Consider the following 16137-nt stretch of genomic DNA (forward strand, 5'->3'; position numbering starts at 1 on the left):
AACGTTGTTGATGCTTTCCCGCAGTGGGGCGTGCCGGCTTATTTTTCCTCGCGGCAGAACTGCACGCTGAGACGGTAGTGGTAATTGGCCGCATCGCTTTCGCCGCGGCTTTCCAGCAGGCGCGCCAGGGTAAGGTGCGCCTCGGCGGAAGGCTGCACGCTGATGCTGGCCTCGAGGTAGCTTTGCGCCTTGCCCCACAGGCTCAGGCGGATGCACATCTTGCCTAGCGAAAGCAGCAGCTTGGCATCCTGTTCGTGGCTGAGCAGCCAGTGCTCCGCCTGTTGCAGCTGCTTGTGCGGGTTGGTGCTGGCACAGTCGCCGAGCTTGCCGGCAAGCTCGCTGTCCCAGCTCTTGGTCAGGCTCATTTCGATGATTTCCTGCGCTTGATTGCCTGCGTTCAGCGCGATCAGGGCTTCGGCCGCCATTTTGGCGATACGCGTATTGAGCTTGTCGTCCTCCGGCACCTTTTTCCAGTAGGCCATGAGGGCGTTCAAGTCCTTGCCGTGGCGCTCGATCAGGTGCTGATGTGCCTGGTGGCGGATTTCCCTTGCCTGCCAGCTTTCCATGCCATCGTATTTCTCCAGCTGTTGCAGCAGGACCAACACCTGTTCCCAGTTGTTGAGGCGTAGCTGCACCTTCAATTCGAGCCGCATGGCGGGAACAAATTTAGCCTCAATCTTTTCGATTTTATGCAGGACGTCCAGTGCCTGGCTATACAGGCGGTCGTCGAGCAGCAGTTCTGCATTGAGCAGCAGGCGGGCCACCGCGGCATGGGGAGCCAGGCGTTCGGCCTCGGCCAGGTAATAGTCGCGCTGGCCTTTCTGCTTGAGCTTATGCGAGGCGCGGGCCGCCAGCAGCGCAGTCAGGCTAGGGTCTTCGCCGTAGTCGAGCGCCTTGGAGGCTGCTTTCTGAGCAATTTGGTAGCGGCCCTGGCTCATGGCGTGCAAGGCTTCGAGCAGGGCGGCATGGCCAAGTCGGACGCGGCGGTTTTCCTTGTAGGCGCGGACATTGGCTGGCAGGTCGCGGGCGTAATGGATGAAGCGCAGCAGCAGGTGCAGCGCGGCAAACGCCATCACGACCAGGATGAGCAGCAGGTTGAGCGACAACTCCAGGCGGTAGGGCGGGCGCACGATGAGCACGTAGCCTTCGTTATTGCCCGCCAGCAGCGACACGCCGATGGCGAGTGCGAGTATCAGCAGGATCCAGATCAGTACGCGCACTATTGACCCCGCTCCAGGTTGACGCGGTCGGTGGCACGCTCGGAATTATTGGCGCGCTCCAGCGTCAGTTTGTACTTGCTGGCAAGTCCGAGCGTTTCTGAAATGTCCGGCAACTGGATCACGATGCTGCTGGCCGACAACTGTTTCAGCGTATCCAGTGCTGCAATGGTGCTTTGCTCGCGCAGGTCGAAATAATTCCGGATCCAGTATTCAGCCTGGTTCAGGTCGGCGCGGTAAGCGCTTTCGTCATGCTGCAACAGGGCTGTCCTCGCGGTGAGCAGGTGCAGCTTGAGGTTCTCGCGCAGGAAGAAGGTCTGGTCGGGCGCCAGCAAAGGCGGCTCCGGCCGGTCGACGCGCTCGAGGCGGATCATGTGCTTGAGGTCGTCCCAGATCTCGCGCAGCAGCCTGCGGAACTGGTTTTCCTCAGCCAGGGTGGCTTCCGGGATAGTGGTTTTCGGGTGGCGATCGCTGACCAGCGGAAGCTTGCCTATGCTTTCCATGAGGTTTTCCAGCTTGAGGCTGATGCCGATGGTGTCGATCTGCGGCAATTCCTGCAATCGCTGGATATCCTTGGCGATGGCCTTGCGCAACTGGACGGCGGGCACGCTATCCATCTGCTGCAGTCGCGAATCCGCAGTCTGCAGCGCCAGCAACGCGGGCTTGATATTGCCTGCAAGCTGCAATTGCTGGTTGGCGATCACCAATAATTGCTCGACTTCGGCGATTACGCGTTCGTCGTGATTATTGACCAGTTCCAGGTAGAGCGTTTGCAGGGCTTCCTGCTGGTCGCGCGATTCTGCCAACTGCTGTTCAAGGCGGATGAGGCGGCTGTTAGCCTCGGAGCTGCGTTCGTCGGCGTTCTTGGCTAATGCCAGGCTCTGCTGGTTGGTGGCATTGAACTGCTCGAGGCGCTGCGTCAGCGTCTGTTCAAGCGAGTTGAAGCGATGGCGCGTGTTCAGCCACTGCCAGGAGATGAAAGCAATGGCGGCGATAGCCAGTATCAGGGCCAGCCAGGCCGCGAACGAGGGATTGCCGGCCGTATTGGCCGGTGCGGGAGGTGTCTGGGTTTCAGGCGATTGTTGTTCAGTCATGGTTTGCTTCACTTAAACATTGCAGCATGGCGTCATCCCCCGGCGCTGTAGCGACCTTTACATGCAGGCCCAGGCTGGATGGCTGTTCGGCAATGCGGGCATGGTTGACGCAGATCGTGATGTCGCGCAGCCATTCCGCGTCGCCATTGTCGGTCATGGCAAGCAAGTGGCGCATCGCCTCGCTGCTGGTGACGACAATAGTGTCCAATTGCCCATTGTGCCATAGCGCCTGCAATTTTCCTGCATCTGTTTGCGGATTGATGCGGCGGTAGCATTCGGCGAATCTCACCTCCGCGCCTCGGTCGCGCAAGGTGTCAGCCATCAGTTCGCGGCCACCGACGCCGCGCACGATCATGATGCGCTGCCCTTTGACCGCCTGCATCTCGGGCAAGGCCAGCAAGGATTCGCTATCAAAACGATGCTCGGGCTGCAACACGCTGGTGATGCCGTACTGCATGAGTTCTGCCGCGGTGACCGGGCCGATTGCCGCAAACCGTGGCTTGGCGGGCCATTGAGGAAACCGCGCCTGCAGCCTGGGCATGGCATGCTGCACGGCGTTGGAGCTGATGAAGATCAGCCAGTCCTGCATGGCCGCGTCATCCAGGGTTTGCTCGAAACCGCTGTAATCCTGCAGCGGGGCAATGGCGATGAGCGGAAAGCCGATGGCATGCCCGCCAGCGGCTTCGATCATGCCGGTCAGGCGGGTTGCCTGGTCGAGCGGCCGCGTGATCGCAATATGGCGGCCCGCTAAATTAACCATGTGCCAGATTGACCAATGAGCGATCAGCCATGTGGGAGCTTACTCATGCGCAAGCGCGGCAAGAATGCGGTCCGCGCCTCTAGCCACCAATTTGGCAGCCAGTGCCTGGCCCAAGGCTTCGGGTTGGTTGGCGGGGCCTTGGACCGATTCGCGCAATAGGTCCTTGCCGTCGATGCTGGCAACAAAACCGGTCATCTGGAGCGTATCGCCATGTTGCTGTGCAAAAGCGCCCAGCGGTACTTGGCAGCTGCCCGCCAAGGCGCGGCTCATGCCGCGTTCCGCTTCCACGCAGGCGGCGGTTTCGGCATGGTTGAGCGGCGCCAGCACCTCCAGCAGGTCAAGGCGTTCGGCATTGATCTCGATGCCCAGTGCGCCCTGCCCGACGGCGGGGATGCTGTAGTCGGGATCGATGGATTCCCGGATGCGGGATTCCAGTCCCAGGCGCTTGAGGCCGGCAGCGGCGAGGATGATGGCGGCGTACTGGCCTTCGTCCAGTTTGCGTAAGCGGGTCTGCAGGTTGCCGCGCAGCGATTCCACCTTGAGGCCGGGAAAGCGCGCCTGCAATTGGCTCTGGCGGCGCAAGCTGGAGGTGCCGACGATGCTGCCTGCGGGCAACGATTCCAGATCGGGGTAATCGTTGGAGACGAACGCATCGCGCGGGTCTTCGCGCTCGCCGATTGCGGCCAGGGAAAAGCCGGGCGGCAAATGCATGGGCACGTCCTTCATGGAATGCACGGCGAGGTCGGCGCGGCCGTCCGCCAGCGCTTGTTCCAGCTCTTTCACGAACAGGCCCTTGCCGCCGATGCGGGCCAAGGGCGAATCCAGGATCTGGTCGCCGGTGGTGGTCATGCCGAGGATGGTGACCTCGGTTTCCGGATACAAGGCTTGCAGTCGGCCCTGGATATGTCGCGCCTGCCACATGGCCAATGCACTTTCGCGCGAGGCGATCACCAGTTTCTTGGGAGCGTTCATCAGTGAATCGGGCCGACGGGCATTGTGCCGGCGGCCGCTTTGTTATTGAAAGCGTCATTTTAGCATATGGCTTGACTTGCTCAGGGCAGCCAGGGCTTAAAGCCGCCAACAAAACCCTTCTGTCGTCGTTGCTCTGCCTTGCCGTACTCGTTGTGCTGTCTGCGGCGGAACGCCTAGCCGGAATCGCTTCGCTGGGTTTTGTTAGCGGCTTAGTGCGAGGCCAGCTTGCGCAGCAGGTGGTACTGCCGGCGGCTGACGGCAATCGTCTCCGGTATATCCCTAAGGATGGCGTGCCAGCCGCTTTCGCCGTCGGTGTCGCGTTTTTCGTAGCCCCTGATGCTGGATTGCGCCACCAGGCAATTGCGGTGCAGGCGCAGGAATAGCTGCCCAAGCTCCTGTTCCAGGCTGGTGAGCGATTCTTCGATCAAGTATTCCTGGAATTTCGTGCGCAAGGTGACGTATTTGAGCTCCGCACGCAGGTAGATGACCTCATGCACCGGGATGAGCAGGATGCGGCCGTGGTCGCTGACGCTGAAATGGGTGCGCGCGCGCTGCAGGGGCCTGAGCGCCTCGACCTGGGCCGGCAGCAATACGCGCGCCTTGTGCAAAGCAGCCTCAAGGCGCTCCTGACGGATAGGTTTGAGCAGGTAGTCGACGGCGTTCATTTCAAAAGCCTGGATGGCATAGCCGTCGAACGCAGTGGTGAAAATAATGGCTGGCGGCTGGGCCAGTTTTTGCGCATGTCCCGCCGCTTCTATGCCATCCATGTTGGGCATGCGGATGTCGAGCAGCAATACGTGGGGCTTGAGCTGTTGCGTCAGCTCCAGCGCCTCGTTGCCTTGCCTGGCCTCGCCTACCAGCGTCACGCCTGGGATATCCGCTAGCAGTTCGCGCAAGCGGTTGCGGGCCGGCGGCTCGTCATCGGCAATCACGACATTGAGCAGGGCAGGGTTCACGATGCGGGCCTGTTGCGGTAGGGAATGACGATGTGAACGGCATATTCGTTGTTGTCTTGACTGATGTTGAGGCGAGCCTCGGCATCGAAGTGCAGTTGCAGGCGTTCGCGAATGTTGCCGAGCGCCATGCGGTTGCCCTGGTGGTGCCCGGAGCCCGGCCGATATGGGTTGCGCAGGCGGATATGCAGCTCATCGCGCGTGCTGCTGAGCTGGATGCTGACGCTTCCGCCTTCATCCAGCGGTTCTATGCCGTGGTAAACCGCGTTTTCCAGCAGCGGTTGCAGGACGAGCGGGGGAATCAGGGCGTCGGGCGGCATTTCGTCGACCTGCCAATCGATGCTGAGGCGGTTTTCCAGGCGTAGTTTCTCCAGCGCCAGGTATTGCCTGCACAAGGCCAGCTCCTGTGCCAACGGCACCAGTTCGCGGTTGTCCGCCATCAATACGCGGAACAGGTCGGCCATGTCCATCAACGCGGTTTCCGCCCGCTTGCTGTCGCTGCGCACGATGGAAAGTACCGCGTTGATGCTGTTGAAGAGGAAATGCGGGCGTATCCTGGCTTGCAAAGCCTGCAAGCGCGCCTCTGTCACCGCGGGGCTCAAGGCGCGTTGGCGCAATTGCAGGTAGGCCAAGGTAATGGACGCGATGCCTGCAGCGAGCATAATGCTGCGCATGGGACCGCCCGGCAGGTCGAAATCGAGCGCGTGGACCGCCACCATGTGCGCCAGCAGGCTGAAGGCCACCGGCAGCAACAATGCAATGGCGTAGCTGCCGACGGCGCCGAGCCGGGCCAGCCATGGCTGCAACGCGTACAAGGCCAGCAGGCTTGCCAGGAGCACGGGCTGAATGAAGGCGCACCAGCGCGTGAAGCCTGGTAGCCAGTCTGCCAGTGTGGATGTGGCCGCCAATGAGGCGAACAGGCCCATCAGGTTGGTGACGACGAGGATGCGCAGGCAGATGCCGAGATTGCGGAAGTCGGGCGACTTCGCGGAATGAATGGCGTTTTGCTTTATAATAGCCATGGTTTAGCGCACTATTTCCACACTTATCGGTATCGTGAGTTCATCACGCAACATCATGACAGAAAAGTCCAATCACTTGAATCAAACCCCTTCCAAAACCTGGTCCGGCCGCTTCAACGAGCCTGTGGCCGAGCTGGTCAAACAATATACCGCTTCCGTGGGCTTCGACTACCGGCTGGCCGAATACGACATCCAGGGATCGCTGGCGCATTCGCGCATGCTCGGCGCCCAGGGCATCATCAGCCAGGATGACGTGACCAAGATAGAACAGGGCCTGGGCGAGATTCTGGAAGAGATCCGCAATGGCGAGTTTACTTGGTTGCTGGACCTTGAAGATGTGCACCTCAATATCGAGAAGCGCCTGACGGACAAGATCGGCGACGCGGGTAAGCGCTTGCATACCGGGCGCTCCCGCAACGACCAAGTGGCGACCGATATCCGTCTCTGGCTGCGTGCGATGGTGGACGATGCGCTGGGCCGCGTGCGCAAATTGCAGGCTTCGCTGGTGGAGCTCGCGGAACAGCATGCCGATACCGTGATGCCCGGCTTCACGCATTTGCAGGTGGCGCAGCCCGTGACCTTCGGCCATCACCTGCTGGCCTATTTCGAAATGCTGCAACGCGATGCGGAACGCCTGACGGATGCCCGCAAGCGCATCAACCGCCTGCCGCTGGGTGCGGCGGCGCTCGCAGGCACCAGCTATCCCATAGACCGCGAGCGCGTTGCGCATGAGCTCGGTTTCGAGGCGGTGTGCGAGAACTCGCTGGACGCGGTATCCGACCGCGATTTCGCGATCGAATTCACTGCGGCGGCGGCATTGATCATGACGCATTTGTCCCGCCTCTCGGAAGAGCTGATTCTCTGGTCCAGCCCGCGCTTCGGCTTCGTCGATATTGCCGACCGCTTTTGCACCGGCTCATCCATCATGCCCCAGAAGAAAAACCCGGACGTGCCGGAGCTGGTGCGCGGCAAGACCGGGCGCGTCAACGGGCATCTCGTGGCCTTGCTGACCTTGATGAAGAGCCAGCCGCTGGCCTACAACAAGGACAACCAGGAAGACAAGGAGCCACTGTTCGACACGGTCGATACCTTGCTGGTGACGCTGGAAATCTACGCGGACATGCTGCGTGGGATCAAGGTCAACAAGGACGCGATGCGTCTGGCGGCGGCAGAGGGGTTTGCCACCGCGACCGACCTGGCCGACTACCTGGTGAAGAAGGGCATGCCGTTCCGCGATGCGCACGAAGTGGTGGCGCTGGCGGTGCGCCATGCGGTGGAACAAGACTGCGACCTGGCCGACCTTTCCTTGCCGCAATTGCAGAAATTTAGTCCCCAGATTGGCGAAGACGTATACGGGGTATTGACGCTGGAAGGCTCGCTGGCAAGCCGCAACCATCGCGGCGGCACGGCGCCTGTCCAGGTACGCGAGGCATTGAAGCGCGCCCGGAGCTTGCTCGGCTAAGCGCGCTTAGCCAGGACGCTTCGCTGAGTTGTTGGCCTTTCGTATGTCCGACGATTAGCAAAAAGCCCCGCATTGCGGGGCTTTTTCGTTATTGGCCGCCAGGTTGATCCAGCATGCTCGCGCCCACCACTCGGTTGCGCCCGCTGTTCTTTGCCCGGTACAAGGCCTGGTCGGTACGCCCGATGATGGCGTCGGCCGGCTCGCCTTCCTGGCGTTCGGCCACGCCGGCGCTGAAAGTGATCAGGATGTGGCTGTCATTGTGCAGGAAGATATTGCGCGTCAGCTCCCGCTGCGCGCGCGTGATGACGCTGATCGCGTCCTTCTCCACGGTGCCGGGCAACAGGATGATGAATTCCTCGCCGCCGTAACGCGCGATCACGTCCGTTGCGCGCAACGACTCCTTGATGACGGAGGCAAGGTGCGCCAATGCCTGGTCGCCGGTGGCATGGCCGAGGTTGTCATTGATCTGCTTGAAATGGTCGATATCCATCATGGCGATGCTGAGCGGCATGCCGAACCGGTCTGCCCGGTTGAATTCCCTTACCAGTGCCTCATCCATCCCGCGGCGGTTCAAGGTGCCGGTCAGGTAGTCCTCATGCGCGATTTCATTGATGTGGTCAAGCTGCAAGGTCAGTTCGTAGATTTGCTTCTCCGCTTCCCGTACCTTGCTTTCCGCCTCCATGATCTCGTTGCGCGAGTGTTGCGTAATGCTGCTGATGACTTGGGTATCCTCGAGCAGGCGGCTTAACACCTGGTTGAGGTCCTGTATTTCGTCGCTATGGCTGATCTCGTCGCGGTAGTTTTTCAGCTTGGTCTGGTAGTCGTCGGTCGCCAGGGTGATTTCCGACAGTTGCGCCACGAAGATCTCCGCCATTTTCTTCAGGGTCTTCTTGGCCTCGATCAGTCCGGGCCTCAGTTGGCCTTGCATGAAGATGAGGTCCTTGAGCGTGTCTTCCGCCTTGGACAAGGAGTCCATGTTCAACGGCTGGGTCAGGATTTCGCGCACTGCCGCCGTCGGGCCCTGCAGCCATTGCTCTTCCAGCACCAGGGCCTCCATGCTCACGACCAGCAGTCGCAGCAGTTGCAGCAAGCGCAGTTGCAGTTGGCTCTGGGTATCCAGGTGCATTTCCAGGCTGAACAGGATATTTTTCAGCGCCGTTTCCAGCGCTAGAATCTCTTCCCGGCTCTGCGCCTGCTGCGCTTCTTGCAATAAGGCGTTTGCACGCGCCTGGGCATCCGGCACTTCCTGCAGTTGCGGCACCACCACCAAGTCCAGCGTCTTGACCAGCATATTGCGCCAGAGCGTGACGACGTCGGCCTGGTCATGGTTGGCGCCGCCTGGGTTTGGAGGAACGGGGTGTTTGTTGTCGGGCGTGGACAGGTTCGCCAGCAGCTCACGCAGCGCATTTTCCAGGCCAGCCCAGTTCTGCGCTTCAAGCTGCTTGAGAATATGGTTGATGCCGGAGCTGTGGCGAGGCTGTTGCGCGCCGACTTCCTTCAGCACGTTGCCCAACAGTTGGCTGATGGTCAATGAGTTGTCCGTTGCGGCATGGCCGTCAATGGCGTTATAGACTTTGCGGTAGTTGTCCGGTGTTGGCGCTATCCGGCTTTTGGCAAGCTGGATAAGGGTTTGTCGTGCAGTTTCAACGGACTTGTTATGTTGATCCATAGCTGACCCAAATTGTGTCGGTTTCCCTGAGATTCCGGGTGAGCTTGGCAACTTTCATCGCAACTTCATCCCCATGCTGATTGCTCTGCGCTTCCAGAATCGCTGTATTGTAATACAGAGAATGTCTTACAAAGTAAAACTTAGCGTATGGGAGTCAGTCCAGGAACAGCTGCAGCAATTCGTTCAGGAAGCGCTGCCCGAGCAATGTCGGGGCAATGCGCTCAGGGCCTACGTCCAATAAGCCTTTTTGCACGGCATGCTCCAGGGTATGGGCAATGCTTTCCAGCGGCAAGCCGGTGCGCAGTTCAAAGAGCGCAGGTTCGAAACCGACGGTGAGCCGCAAGGCGTTCATCATGAATTCGAAGGCCAGCTCATCCTTGGCAATCTGCCATTGGTGTTCCATGGCACTGCCTTGGCCCGTATGTTCCAGGTAGCGCTTGGGATGCTTGTGGCGGCTTTCGCGCGTGATGCGGTCGTGAAAGCTCAGTTTGCTATGCGCGCCGGCCCCGATGCCCAGGTAGTCGCCGAACAGCCAGTAGTTGCGGTTGTGGCGGCATTGCTTGCCAGGCTGCGCAAACGCCGAGGTTTCGTAATGCCCGTAGCCATTCCGGCCCAGCAGGTCTTCGATCGCTTCCTGCATGGCCGCGCTGGTATCGTCGTCCGGCAATGCGGGCGGGGTGCGGTGGAACGGCGTGTTGGGCTCCAGCGTCAGGTGGTAGAACGACAGGTGCGCTGGTTTGAGGTCGCAAGCGCGTTGCGCATCGGCCAGGGCATGTTCCAGGCTTTGCCCAGGCAAGGCATACATGACGTCCAGGTTGACGGAGTCAAAGGTCTGCAGCGCCAGCTCGGCGGCCGCCACGGCCTGGGTTTCATCATGGATGCGCCCGAGTTTTTGCAGGTAGGCGCTGTCGAAGCTCTGGATGCCGAGCGAGAGCCGGTTGACGCCCGCAGCGCGGTATCCGCGGAAATGCGCGGCGTCCACGGTGCCGGGATTGGCCTCCAGCGTGATCTCGCAATCCACGCTCAACGGCACGAGGGCGCGCACATTGCTCAGGATGCGGTCGATCGCCTCGGGCGAGAACAGGCTGGGCGTGCCGCCGCCGAAGAAAATGCTGTGCACGCGCCGTCCCCAGACGCGCGGCACCGATTGCTCCAGGTCGGCGATCAATGCATCGACATAGGCAGCCTCGGGAATCTCGCTGCGCGACTCGTGCGAATTGAAGTCGCAGTAAGGGCACTTGCGGACACACCAGGGGATATGGATGTAAAGCGAGAGCGGCGGGGGCTGGGTGGGAGCGGATGCGGGCGTTTCCCCTGGCTCCGCTAGCCCGGGAGTATCGCTAATCGCCTTGATTTCGATGGGTGTGCTGATAGGGGTTCACCAGTTCGTCAATCAGGCGGTGCAATGCTTCGCGCATCTGCGATTCGGAGACTTCCATCAATAGGCCGTCCTCCAGCGCATCCTGGGCAATCTGCTTGAGTTCGTCGAAGTTCTCGGTCATGACCTTGACCTTTTCCGTGCAGGAGACGACGCTGCCGTCGTCACGCAACCATTTGGGCCAGTTTCCGCTCATCAGGCCAGCCTTTCCAGTTGCTGTACCAGTTTGGTCAGTGCGTGGCCGCGGTGGCTGATGCGGTTCTTGATCTCGCTAGGCAGCTCCGCCGCGGTCTGACCAGTCTTGGCGTCCAGGAACAGGGGGTCGTAGCCGAAACCGCCGTCGCCGCGCGGCACGGTGAGGATTTCTCCCTGCCAGGCGCCTTCCGCGATCAATGGCTGCGGGTCGTCCGCATGACGCACCAGCACCATGACGCAATAGTAATAGGCATGGCGGTCTTGCAGGCCCTCCAGGCTTTGCAGCAGCTTCTGGTTGTTGCGCTCGTCGGACTTGGGCTCGCCGGCATAGCGTGCGGAATAGACGCCCGGCGCGCCTTGCAGCGCGTTGACGCAGATGCCCGAGTCGTCAGCCAGCGCCGGCAGGCCGGTATGGCGGCTGGCGTGGCGCGCCTTGGCCAGGGCGTTCTCGATGAACGTCACGAACGGTTCTTCCGCCTCCGGCACATTGAGCGCGGATTGCGGCAATACCTCGATCGACAGCGGCGCGAGCAAGGCCTGGATTTCCTTCAGCTTGCCCTGGTTGCCGCTCGCGATTACCAGTTTCTGGAAAGGCATGCCCATGCTTACAGCCCCAGCGCTTCTTTCTGCTTGAGCAGGAGGGTGCGGATGCCGCTGTCTGCGAGATCCAGCATGCGGTTCATGGCATCGCGCTGGAACGGTTCGCCTTCCGCCGTGCCCTGGATTTCGACAAATCCGCCGCTGCCGGTCATCACCACGTTCATGTCGGTATCGCAGGCGGAATCCTCGATGTAATCCAGGTCGAGGACCGGCGTGCCCTGGTAGACGCCAACGGAAATGGCGGCCACCGCGTCGCGCAAGGGCGATGCCTGGATCAGCCCTTTGTTCAATAGGAATCCGACAGCGTCATGCAGCGCCACGTAGGCGCCGGTGATGCTGGCGGTGCGCGTGCCGCCGTCGGCCTGGATCACGTCGCAATCGATGTGGATAGTGCGTTCTCCCAGCTTCTCGAGGTCGATGACGGCGCGCAGGCTGCGGCCGATCAGACGCTGGATTTCCTGCGTGCGGCCCGACTGCTTTCCCCGTGCTGCCTCGCGGTCCATGCGGCTGCCGGTGGAGCGGGGCAGCATGCCGTATTCCGCGGTGGTCCAGCCCTGGTTCTTGCCGCGTAGGAAGGGCGGGACCTTGTCTTCGACGCTGGCGGTACACAGCACGTGGGTGTCGCCGAACTTGACCAGCACAGACCCTTCCGCATGCTTGGTGTAACGGCGGATGATCTCGACTTCGCGTAGCTGGTCTGGGGCGCGGTTGCTGGGACGCATGATGTTTCCTGAATTTGCAAAGTGCATATTATATGCGATGACCATGGCAAGCGTGATGATTACCGCGGCCTGGCGTGGTTTTGTCCTGTGGAATCAATGCCTGCTGCGCTTGATGGCGGCGTTGATCTCGGCGATGGCGCGCTCGATGTCTTCTTCATCCAGGTCGGCGGCCGTTGCCGCGGTGCTATTTTCCGCAGGTTCCGCCGACCCGAGGATGGTGTGGGACTGGGCCAATGACATCTCTAGCGTGGAGATCGTCAGCGGCTGTTCGGATTTGCTTTCCCATTGCACGCCGATGGCGCTCAGGTTGTCCATGTTCTTGCCTCCTAGCCGCTCGGCAGCGTCCAGCAGGCTGGGCACGCTGTGGGCGATGCCGAGGCCGTTGTTGAGGATGTCCTGCATGCGTTCATCGCTGAGCTGGGCCCATAAGCCGTCGCTGCACAGCAGGATCTGGTCCCCGGCTTCCAGGGGGCAAGGCGGACTGATTTCTATGGTCGGGGTCAACTCGCTGCCCAGGCAGTTGTATATCTTGTTGCGGTCGGGGTGTTGCAGCATGGATTTTGCATCCAGCTTGCCCTGTTTCAGCATCATCTGGACGATGGAATGGTCCTCGGTACGGAACAGCCGCTTGCCGTTGCGGAAATGATAGAGGCGCGAGTCGCCCACATGAGCGCAGTAGAGAGTGTTGTGCTGCAGGATGCCCACTACCAGCGTGGTCTTGGGCGTTTCCGGCAGCCCGCGGTTTTCTGCCAGCTGGTGGATGGCCTCATGCAGCTTCATGATTTCGGTCTGCAGGAATCCCACTACGTCCGGCAGGTCCGGCTGGGCCGCCTGCTGGAATGCGCCGGTGAGCATCTTGACCGCGAGTTGCGCCGCAACTTCACCATGATGGTGCCCGCCCATGCCGTCGGCAAGCACCAGCAACACGGCGTTTTTGCTGTAGGAGTAGGCAACCCGGTCCTGGTTGACCGGGCGTCCTCCGCTACGGCTGCTCTGGTGTATGGTGAATTTCATCCTGGTTTAGTGAGTGCTCAATATCTTTCAATCCTGGGTGAACAGCGAGGTAATCTTGTTCAGCCAGCCGTGGCGTGCCGGCAGCGGCACCGCTTCCAGCAACGATTTCTGCAAGGCAAACACGCTGGGCGGCCGGTCCATGTGGTCCAAGGCCATGCAGTTGTCGATGATCTGCAGCAGGTTGCGCGAATACCTGCCCTTGCCCAGCCTGGCTGCGGGCACCAGCTGGTCCTTCCTCAAACGCTGGTCCGCCGCTTGTGGCGCGGCCTGGAGCAGACAGGCGTACATGCTGGCGCCTATGCTGTAGACATCGCTCCACGGACCGAGTTGCTTGCGGTCGCCATATTGCTCGGGCGAGGCGAACCCGGGAGTGTAGCTTGGCGGCAGCGTGTTGGAGGCTTCGTTGAGCGCCATGCGGGCGGAGCCGAAATCCAGCAATACCGGGGAGCCGTCCAGGCGGATATAGATATTGGCGGGCTTGATGTCGAGATGCAGCAGTTTTTGCGCGTGCACCTCGCGCAGGCCGTTGAGCAATTGGCTGAACACGCTGCGCAGCATGGTTTCCGGCAAGGGCGTGTCGCGCGCCAGCACGTATTCCTGCAGGGACTTACCGCGCTCGTAGCGCATCACCATGTAGACGGTGTCATTGGCGCGGAAGAAGTTCTGCACGCGTACGATGTTCTTGTGCTCGATATTGGCCAGCGCGCGGCCTTCCTCGAAAAAGCATTTCAATCCGAAGCGGAATCCTGCGGCGGCTTCATTGGTCGGAATGCGTACCTGGTCGCCTTCCTTGCGCAGCGCGAGCATGTTGGGAAGGTATTCCTTGATGGCGACGGTGGTGTCGTTTTCCAGGTCGCGTGCGATGTAGACGAAGCTGAATCCACCGGCACTGAGAAGCTTTTTGATTTCATATCCCTGCAGTTCGTAGCCTGGCGGCAGGGCAAGATTCTGATTGGCGTGCATGTGCTGGTGAATGATGGGCGGCAAGGGTAAAACCTATAATTTGCAGGCTATTCTGTCATGAAACGCTCCGGATTTGATACCATGGGCCAAATTTAATCGGGAATTTCCATCAACATGATTTTCAGCATGACGGGTTATGCCTCGCTGGAGCAGGAGGTGAGCCATGGCGTTCTGGTGCTCGAACTGCGTTCGGTCAATCATCGCTACCTCGAGTTGCAGCTCAAGCTGGATGACAATGTGCGCATGTTCGAACCGCAGGTGCGCGAACTGATCAACCAGCGCCTCAAGCGCGGCAAGGTGGAGTGCCGCATCAGCCTGGCCCATCGCGCCTCCGAACAGCGGCAGGTGCAGCTGGACGACACAGTGTTGCAGCAGCTGGCGCAGATGACCGTCAGCGTGCAACGCCATTTCCCGGAAAGCCGCCCCTTGAGCGTGGCGGACATCCTGCGCTGGCCAGGGGTGATATCGGGAGAAGGCGCGGATCACGAGGCCCTCTCGGCTGCCATCCACGACAGCCTGTTGAAGCTGGTGCAGCAGATGACAGAAGCGCGTGCGCGCGAAGGCATCAAGCTCAAGGCCATCATCCTCGACCGCCTGGCGGAAATGGAGAGCCTGGTCGCCAGGGTGCGCCCCTTGTTGCCCGAGCAGGTGAAGATCTATCAGGAGCGCCTGTACGGCAAATTACAGGAGGCGCTGGGCTCGGTGGATGACGAGCGCATCCGCCAGGAGCTCACCATCTTCGCCCAGCGCATTGACGTGGACGAGGAACTGAGCCGCTTGGGCGCGCATATCGAGGAAGTGAAGCGCATTCTCGAGGCGGGCAGCCCGGCAGGCAAGCAGCTGGATTTCCTCATGCAGGAACTGAACCGCGAAGCCAATACCCTGGCTTCCAAGTCTGTTTCCACTGAAGTGTCGCAAGTCGCCATGGCGCTCAAGCTGCTGATCGAGCAAATGCGCGAGCAAGTGCAGAACATAGAGTAGCCGTCCGATTGTCCTGGCGCAGGCTGCTGCCTGGCCGCGAACCTCATTGATCCGGAACTTAAGCAATGCGCGATTTCAGATATTCCTTTTTCGTCACTTTCCTCTGCCTCGGGCTGGCCGCGCTCTGGGGCTACGAAATCAAGGGCGGGGTGTCCGGCATCTGGCCTGCGCTGAGCGTGGCGCTGATCCTCGGCATCATGGAAATCAGCCTGTCTTTCGACAATGCCGTGGTGAACGCCTCCATCCTCAAGGAAATGGACGAAAAATGGCGGCATATCTTCCTCACCGTGGGCATCCTGATTGCCGTGTTCGGCGTACGCCTGCTGTTCCCTTTGTTGCTGGTGGCGGCGGCCACCGACCAGGGGCTGCTCGAGGTGGCCGATATGGCGATCAATAACCCGGTGCTGTATGCCGATTACTTAGACGACGGGCATAACGCGATTGCGGCATTCGGCGGCTCCTTCCTGTTCCTGGTGTTCCTGAGCTTCCTGCTGGACCCGGAGAAGGAATTGCACTGGCTGGGCCGCCTGGAAGCGGCATTCGGCAGGCTGGGTAGCCTGGAGTCCATCAAGATCATCGTCATTCTGCTGATCCTGCTGGGCTTGCAGAACTTCCTGCCCATTTCCCAGGCCGAGCGCCTGACCATCCTGCTGGCAGGGTTGAGCGGGGTGGTGCTGTATGTCGTGATCGACAGCCTGAGCGGGTTTTTCTCTTCGCAGGCCGAGGGTGACGCCTTTGCCAAGACCGCGAAGCGCAACGGGGCGATGGGGTTTCTTTACCTGGAAATTCTCGACGCCTCGTTCTCGTTCGACGGCGTGATCGGCGCGTTTGCGATTACGCGCGACGTGGTGATCATCATGCTGGGCCTGACCATAGGCGCGATGTTCGTGCGCTCCATGACCGTGCGCCTGGTGTACAAGGGCACGCTAGACAACTATGTTTACCTGGAGCACGGCGCCCACTATGCGATCGGAGTGCTCGGGCTGATCATGTTCTACACCATCTACCGGCCCGTGCCTGAAGTGGTGACCGGCCTCATCGGCGTGATATTCATCATGGCGGCCTTGTTGTCATCCATCTTCTACAGGCGCAGACTGGCGCATCGGGTCTGATTTTTTTTAAGTTTGCACGACGG

At 60.6% G+C, this 16137-nt stretch carries 16 protein-coding genes; 3 read left to right on the plus strand and 13 right to left on the minus strand.

Annotated elements, in window-relative coordinates; genetic code table 11:
* Window positions 1-38: 38 nt before the first annotated feature.
* From ACW4YW_RS07190 to ACW4YW_RS07215, 6 genes are all read right to left on the minus strand, one after another.
* On the minus strand, window positions 39-1220 hold the full coding sequence (locus ACW4YW_RS07190; protein ID WP_457136948.1) for a heme biosynthesis HemY N-terminal domain-containing protein: 1182 nt from the start codon (window positions 1218-1220) through the stop codon (window positions 39-41).
* On the minus strand, window positions 1220-2311 hold the full coding sequence (locus ACW4YW_RS07195; protein ID WP_457136949.1) for a uroporphyrinogen-III C-methyltransferase: 1092 nt from the start codon (window positions 2309-2311) through the stop codon (window positions 1220-1222). Before ACW4YW_RS07195 ends, ACW4YW_RS07190 begins: the two co-directional genes overlap by 1 nt.
* The gene (locus tag ACW4YW_RS07200) at window positions 2304-3071 is read right to left on the minus strand and encodes a uroporphyrinogen-III synthase (RefSeq protein WP_457136950.1); all 768 of its coding nucleotides are present in this window, start codon (window positions 3069-3071) and stop codon (window positions 2304-2306) included. The genes ACW4YW_RS07195 and ACW4YW_RS07200 overlap by 8 nt, the downstream gene beginning before the upstream one ends.
* 39 nt (window positions 3072-3110) lie before the next feature.
* Entirely contained in the window at window positions 3111-4043 is a 933-nt protein-coding gene (gene hemC, locus ACW4YW_RS07205; RefSeq protein ID WP_457136951.1) for a hydroxymethylbilane synthase, read from the minus strand.
* A 209-nt stretch (window positions 4044-4252) separates the two neighbouring features.
* The gene (locus tag ACW4YW_RS07210) at window positions 4253-4999 is read right to left on the minus strand and encodes a LytR/AlgR family response regulator transcription factor (RefSeq protein ID WP_457136952.1); all 747 of its coding nucleotides are present in this window, start codon (window positions 4997-4999) and stop codon (window positions 4253-4255) included.
* On the minus strand, window positions 4996-6018 hold the full coding sequence (locus ACW4YW_RS07215) for a sensor histidine kinase (RefSeq protein WP_457136953.1): 1023 nt from the start codon (window positions 6016-6018) through the stop codon (window positions 4996-4998). The genes ACW4YW_RS07210 and ACW4YW_RS07215 overlap by 4 nt, the downstream gene beginning before the upstream one ends.
* Before the next feature lie 55 nt (window positions 6019-6073).
* Between ACW4YW_RS07215 and argH the strand changes: the two genes are divergently transcribed.
* Complete coding sequence (gene argH, locus ACW4YW_RS07220; RefSeq protein ID WP_457136954.1) at window positions 6074-7480, plus strand: argininosuccinate lyase; 1407 nt, start codon at window positions 6074-6076, stop codon at window positions 7478-7480.
* Between the two features lie 88 nt (window positions 7481-7568).
* Here argH and ACW4YW_RS07225 read toward each other — a convergent pair whose 3' ends face one another.
* The 7 genes from ACW4YW_RS07225 to ACW4YW_RS07255 form a co-directional block, all read right to left on the minus strand.
* On the minus strand, window positions 7569-9149 hold the full coding sequence (locus ACW4YW_RS07225) for a GGDEF domain-containing protein (RefSeq protein WP_457136955.1): 1581 nt from the start codon (window positions 9147-9149) through the stop codon (window positions 7569-7571).
* A 154-nt stretch (window positions 9150-9303) separates the two neighbouring features.
* Window positions 9304-10494 (minus strand): radical SAM family heme chaperone HemW, encoded by a 1191-nt coding sequence (gene hemW, locus ACW4YW_RS07230; protein WP_457136985.1) that lies wholly within the window; start codon window positions 10492-10494, stop codon window positions 9304-9306.
* Entirely contained in the window at window positions 10490-10723 is a 234-nt protein-coding gene (locus ACW4YW_RS07235; protein ID WP_457136956.1) for a hypothetical protein, read from the minus strand. The genes hemW and ACW4YW_RS07235 overlap by 5 nt, the downstream gene beginning before the upstream one ends.
* Window positions 10723-11325, minus strand: a complete 603-nt coding sequence (gene rdgB, locus ACW4YW_RS07240) for an RdgB/HAM1 family non-canonical purine NTP pyrophosphatase (protein ID WP_457136957.1) — start codon at window positions 11323-11325, stop codon at window positions 10723-10725. Before rdgB ends, ACW4YW_RS07235 begins: the two co-directional genes overlap by 1 nt.
* A 2-nt stretch (window positions 11326-11327) precedes the next feature.
* Window positions 11328-12044 carry a ribonuclease PH gene (gene rph / locus ACW4YW_RS07245; RefSeq protein WP_457136958.1) on the minus strand — a complete coding sequence of 239 codons (717 nt, stop codon included), beginning with the start codon at window positions 12042-12044 and terminating at the stop codon, window positions 11328-11330.
* A gap of 93 nt (window positions 12045-12137) precedes the next feature.
* On the minus strand, window positions 12138-13058 hold the full coding sequence (locus ACW4YW_RS07250) for a PP2C family protein-serine/threonine phosphatase (protein ID WP_457136959.1): 921 nt from the start codon (window positions 13056-13058) through the stop codon (window positions 12138-12140).
* Between the two features lie 27 nt (window positions 13059-13085).
* On the minus strand, window positions 13086-14021 hold the full coding sequence (locus ACW4YW_RS07255) for a serine/threonine protein kinase (RefSeq protein ID WP_457136986.1): 936 nt from the start codon (window positions 14019-14021) through the stop codon (window positions 13086-13088).
* A gap of 114 nt (window positions 14022-14135) precedes the next feature.
* Here ACW4YW_RS07255 and ACW4YW_RS07260 point away from each other — a divergent pair, with 114 nt between their 5' ends.
* Complete coding sequence (locus tag ACW4YW_RS07260; RefSeq protein WP_457136960.1) at window positions 14136-15002, plus strand: YicC/YloC family endoribonuclease; 867 nt, start codon at window positions 14136-14138, stop codon at window positions 15000-15002.
* 65 nt (window positions 15003-15067) lie between these two features.
* Window positions 15068-16114, plus strand: a complete 1047-nt coding sequence (locus ACW4YW_RS07265) for a DUF475 domain-containing protein (RefSeq protein ID WP_457136961.1) — start codon at window positions 15068-15070, stop codon at window positions 16112-16114.
* The last annotated feature ends 23 nt before the right edge of the window (window positions 16115-16137 follow it).

The organism is Methylobacillus pratensis, from assembly GCF_054072455.1.